This is a genomic window from Serratia sp. (in: enterobacteria) (assembly GCF_046715635.1).
Taxonomy (GTDB): Bacteria; Pseudomonadota; Gammaproteobacteria; order Enterobacterales; family Enterobacteriaceae; genus Chania.
Genome location: NZ_JBKJYW010000338.1, coordinates 1 through 5,452, shown reverse-complemented (window position 1 = coordinate 5,452; position 5,452 = coordinate 1). Strand labels below are relative to the sequence as shown.

Genomic DNA, 5,452 nt, shown 5'->3' with positions numbered 1-5,452 from the left:
CCATGGACACGCTGGTCGCCCTGGGGACCGGTGCCGCCTGGCTGTACTCCATCAGCGTCAACCTGTGGCCAGACTTCTTCCCGATGGAGGCACGGCATCTCTATTACGAAGCCAGTGCGATGATCATCGGCCTGATCAACCTTGGCCATGCCATGGAGCAGCGCGCGCGACAGCGTTCTTCCCAGGCACTCGAGCGGCTGCTGGATCTCACTCCACCCACCGCCAGGCTGGTCACCGAGCTGGGTGAGCAAAGTATCCCGCTGGCAGAAGTGCAATTGGGCATGACCTTACGCCTGACGACTGGCGATCGCATCCCGGTTGACGGTGAGATCGTTCAGGGCGAAGTGTGGATCGATGAAGCCATGCTGACCGGCGAAGCGTTGCCGCAGCAAAAAGGCGTCGGCGATACGGTGCATGCCGGTACGGTGGTAGACGACGGCAGCGTACTGTTTCGCGCGGCGGCCATTGGCACTCAAACCACGCTGGCACGTATTATCAAGTTGGTGCGCCAGGCGCAAAGCAGCAAACCGGAAATCGGCAAGCTGGCAGACCGTATCTCGGCGGTATTTGTGCCCACCGTGGTCGCCATTGCTTTGTTCAGCGCCGCCATCTGGTACTTCTTTGGCCCGCAACCGCAGTTGGTCTACACGCTGGTGATCGCCACCACGGTGCTGATCATCGCCTGTCCTTGCGCCCTTGGATTGGCAACGCCGATGTCAATTATCTCTGGCGTTGGCCGGGCCGCAGAGTTTGGTGTGCTGGTGCGTGACGCCGATGCGCTGCAGCAGGCCAGCAATCTCGATACGCTGGTGTTCGATAAAACCGGTACGCTGACGGAAGGCCAGCCGCGCGTGGTGGAAATCATCACCTTTAACCAGGTGGGTGAGCAACAGGCTCTACGTTGGGCCGCTGCGCTGGAACAAGGGGCTAACCACCCGCTGGCGCGTGCCATCGTCGAACACGCTAAAGGACAGACATTGCCTACGGTAGAGCTGTTCCGTACGTTGCGCGGCTCCGGTGTCAGCGGTGAGGTTGAGGGCGTACAGCTGCTGTTGGGTAACGCCAAGCTGTTGCAAGAGAATCAGATCGCGACCGATGAGCTCATGCAGCAGATACAGCAACAGGCTGAACGCGGTATCACGCCGGTGCTGTTGGCCGCCAATGGCAAACCTGCCGCGTTGATCGCCATCCGCGATCCGTTACGCAGTGACAGCGTGAGCGCACTACAGCGCTTGCATCAGCAAGGTTATCAACTGGTGATGTTAACAGGTGATAACCCGGTCACCGCCAACGCGATTGCCAAAGAGGCCGGTATTGACCGCGTGATTGCTGGCGTATTGCCCGACGGTAAGGCCGAAGCGATCAAGCAGTTGCAGGCACAGGGCCACCGGGTAGCAATGGTCGGTGACGGTATCAACGACGCTCCGGCGCTGGCCCAGGCCGACGTCGGGATCGCCATGGGCGGCGGCAGCGATATCGCCATTGAAACCGCGGCGATCACCCTGATGCGTCACAGCCTGAACGGCGTGGCGGATGCGCTGGCCATATCGAAGGCGACGCTGCGTAATATGAAGCAGAACCTGCTCGGGGCATTTATCTACAACGCGCTTGGCATTCCCATTGCTGCTGGCGTGCTGTACCCGCTGACGGGCACCCTGCTCAGCCCGGTAGTCGCCGGGGCAGCAATGGCTCTCTCCTCCATTACCGTGGTCAGTAATGCCAACCGATTACTGCGTTTTAAACCCAAGCAGTAATCCTCAGCCGGGGCGCAACCCATAGCGCTCCGGCCTTTTGAGATAATTCACCTGCCCTCGGGCTTTATTGTCAGCCACTTAGCGTTTAGCATGGGGAAAAGCCAGCGGCCATCTTGCCAACTGGAAGAAAGGATCAGGAGCCACGCTGTATGGGTCAACTGTTACGCCGCATTGCTACCTTTCTCGGTATTATTTCCCCGCAGAGCTACACCTACCCTGCCCTGGACATCAGGCTTACGGGAAATCGCCAACTGCATTTGGTCGGCAGCATTCATATGGGCACCGTCGATATGTCGCCCCTGCCTGCCCGGTTGGCCGCACGCCTGCGTCAGGCAGATGCGTTGATCGTTGAGGCCGATATCACCGGCTCCTCTTCGCCATTTGGCCACGCCGAGCCGCAACTCGCACTTGAACAGCGTCTTGGCGATGAAGAATTCCAACGACTGCAGGTGCTATGCCAGGAGCTGGGGGCGGATGTAGAGAGCTTCTCTGCCCTTCCCGGCTGGCAGGTTGCGCTGATGATGCAAGCACGACAGGCACAGCGGCTGGGTTTACGCGCCGAATACGGGATTGATTACCAGCTATTACAAGCCGCTAAAGTACAGCAGATGCCAGTGATCGAACTGGAAGGGGCCGAGGAACAGCTGAGCATGTTGGAACAACTGCCAGAAGGCGGTATGGCCCTGCTGCGCGATACGTTAGAGCACTGGCATACCAACGCCCGTTTGCTGCAAACCATGGTGAGCTGGTGGCTGGATGCCAAGCCGAACGCCACGTTGGAAACGCTGCCCTCCACCTTCAGTGCCGAGCTGTACGACGTATTGATGCACCGCCGCAATCGCCACTGGCAGCAAAAGCTGGAAGCGTTACCGCCGGGCAACTATGTGGTGGCGGTCGGTGCTTTGCATCTGTATGGCGAAGACAATTTACCGGCCATGCTGCAAGCACGATAAAAAAGTGGCCAATATCGCTATTGGCCAGTCAAAGAGGAATTTTTCATATTTTAGTTATACGCATTGTAACCGTGTTAACGATTACAATAGACAGGGTAGCAACCTGACGAACCTATTGGCAACTGCCTTTCACCCTCATTGGCACAGGTTGCTCATTCGGCTCCGTTTTTATCGTTTTGTTGCCCCCGTTGACAAACTTCCCTCAGTTTTGGAAAAAAGCTTATGACACCCGCAGTGGTTCTGCTTGAAAAACAAAAGGTGGCCTTCACCCTCCACGCCTATCATCACGATAGCGAAGAAACCAACTTTGGCGACGAGGTGGTAAAAAAGCTGGGGCTGAACGCCGAACAGGTCTACAAAACGCTGTTGGTGGCCCTCAATGGTGATGCGAAAAATCTTGCCGTCGCGGTAACGCCGGTAGCAACCCAGCTGGATTTGAAGAAGGTGGCGAAAGCGCTAGGGGCCAAGAAAGCCGAAATGGCAGATCCGACTGTCGCTCAACGTGTGACGGGTTATCTGGTTGGTGGGATCAGCCCACTCGGGCAAAAGAAACGCTTGCCCACGGTGATCGACAGCCCAGCGCAACAGTTTGCCACCATTTTCGTTTCCGGCGGCAAACGCGGGTTGGATATTGAATTGGCGGCCAGCGATCTGTGCCGTCTGCTGTCCGGCACCTTCGCCGAGATCGCCAAGCGGGACTGAAAAAGTAGGCCGTTACCAACCTCAGCAACGGCCTATGTTACCTTACTTGTAAACGATTTCGCCTTTGGGCTCGTACGCCGCCGCATCCAGCGGTGAGTGCTTCTCGATATACTGCTTTAACACTTCCGCATCGATAAAGCCGGTATTGACGTAGCTTGGCAGGGTATCGATCTTCGGATAACCGTCGCCGCCCAGGGCGTTGAAGTTCAGCGTCGCCATGCGATAGGTTTTGTCTGCCTGTAAAGGTTCACCCTTGATCTTGACGTCGCTAACGCCCTTGCCGTCCGCTACGAGGCTGACATTGGCGAATTGCGCATAGGCACCGGAGTCCACCTTCATATTGGCTACCGCGGCCAGATACGGCTCAACCTCGCTGCCTTTCATATCGACATACACTAGCGTGTTGCCAAACGGCTGCACCTTGAGCACGTTTTTATAGGTGATATCACCGGCCTCGATCGAGTCACGCACGCCACCACCGCTCATCACGGCGAAATCTGCGTTGGCACGCTCCATCTGCGCGGCTAGCAGCACGCGCGAAAGGTTAGTCTGCACGAAGCGGACTTTACTGCGATCCCCTTCCAGCTTGCCGTTGACGCTACCCACTTTCACTTCCAACTGGGCCTGGCCCTTGTCCTGGAACGGCGTCAGCAATTTCATCATCGCCGGATCTTCCTGGATCTGCTGGGTGTAATACACCCGTTCGCTGGTGCCGTCGGCTTTCTCTACCTTTTTCTTCAGGTTGATCGGGATCAGTTGGTAATGCACCAGTTTCATCTCGCCGTTGCGGAACTGGAAGTCGGCACGGCCCACGTATTTACCCCATTCGTGGGCCTGGACGATCCAGGTACCGTTTTGGCGATCTGGCGCGCAAGGCGTGCCCGGCACGTAATCCACCTGTTTGTGGTTTTCACTCGCCATACAGACCGGATCTTGCGAATGCCCACCGACAATCATATCCAGGTAGCCCGCAGGCAGGCTACGTGCCATCTCCACGTCGCCCGGCGCGTTGGAGCCATGATTACCATCGTCGTAGTGGCCCATGTGAGTGGCGGCAATGATCACGTCCGGTTTTTCATCTTTACGCAGTTGCTCCACCACCTGCTTGGCTTCCTGCGCCGGGACACGGAATTCAATATCGGTGAAATATTCCGGGTTGCCGATTTTTGCAGTGTCATCGGTGGTCAGGCCGATCACCGCAATCTTCACCCCTTGTTTTTCAAACAGGGCATAAGGCTTGAACAGGCGTTGCTGGGTGCTTTTTTGATAAATGTTGGCGGACAACAGCGGGAAAGAGGCCCACTTCTCCTGCTGGCGCAATACGCTGAGCGGGTTGTCAAATTCGTGATTGCCGATCGCCATCGCGTCATAGCCGATCAGCGTCATGCCACGGAAATCGGGTTCTGCATCCTGCAAGTCCGACTCAGGCACGCCGGTGTTGATGTCTCCACCGGACAACAGCAACACGCTACCGCCTTTCGCCGCCACTTCCTGGCGGATACTGTCCACCAGCGTCTTTTGCGCCCCCAGGCCGTACTCACCATGATCGTTCTGCCAGAAATGGCCGTGATGATCGTTGGTATGCAGGATGGTGATATCGTAGGTTTTATCCTTTTCCCAGGCACTGGCCGTTCCTGAAAACAACGTCAGGGAAACGGCCAACGCACATGCGGTAGTGTTAAGCGAAAAGCGCATGGCAGATCTCCATGGTTAATAATGGGTATTTTTGATGAGGACGAAATTGTAACGCGAATCGGCTGCAACTAATTTCAAATTTTTGCGACATACATCAAATTATGTCGGAAAGGCACGGTCGCCCGAATTTTGTCTGCACTCCCGATAGCACATAATGATCGCGAGAGAATCCGCTACCCCGTTGTCGGACGAAAGATGAACGTTATAAGATGTCGGCTCTCTCCTCTCTCACTTACCAGGCTAATAATAATATGACTGACCGTAGTGAAACGGATATTCCACCGGTAACCCGCAGCGCGGCCAAAGGCACTGCGTTCTCTATTCTCGGTGCTATCAGCGTTTCTCACC

The 5,452-nt window shown here is 56.3% G+C and carries 4 protein-coding genes; 3 read left to right on the top strand and 1 reads right to left on the bottom strand.

What is annotated here, in order from left to right; all coding sequences use genetic code 11:
- The 3 genes from ACLQ7H_RS17965 to ybaK all read left to right on the top strand — a co-directional run.
- The coding region (locus ACLQ7H_RS17965) for a heavy metal translocating P-type ATPase (RefSeq protein WP_411753831.1) at window positions 1-1,754 on the top strand (1,754 nt) is incomplete at its 5' end.
- Between the two features lie 149 nt (window positions 1,755-1,903).
- Window positions 1,904-2,707 (top strand): TraB/GumN family protein, encoded by an 804-nt coding sequence (locus tag ACLQ7H_RS17960; protein WP_411753830.1) that lies wholly within the window; start codon window positions 1,904-1,906, stop codon window positions 2,705-2,707.
- Between the two features lie 222 nt (window positions 2,708-2,929).
- Window positions 2,930-3,409, top strand: a complete 480-nt coding sequence (gene ybaK / locus ACLQ7H_RS17955) for a Cys-tRNA(Pro)/Cys-tRNA(Cys) deacylase YbaK (RefSeq protein ID WP_021805445.1) — start codon at window positions 2,930-2,932, stop codon at window positions 3,407-3,409.
- Window positions 3,410-3,451: 42 nt separating this feature from the next.
- Here the strand turns inward: ybaK and ushA are convergent, their stop codons facing one another.
- Entirely contained in the window at window positions 3,452-5,104 is a 1,653-nt protein-coding gene (gene ushA, locus ACLQ7H_RS17950) for a bifunctional UDP-sugar hydrolase/5'-nucleotidase UshA (protein ID WP_411753829.1), read from the bottom strand.
- Window positions 5,105-5,452 lie beyond the last annotated feature (348 nt).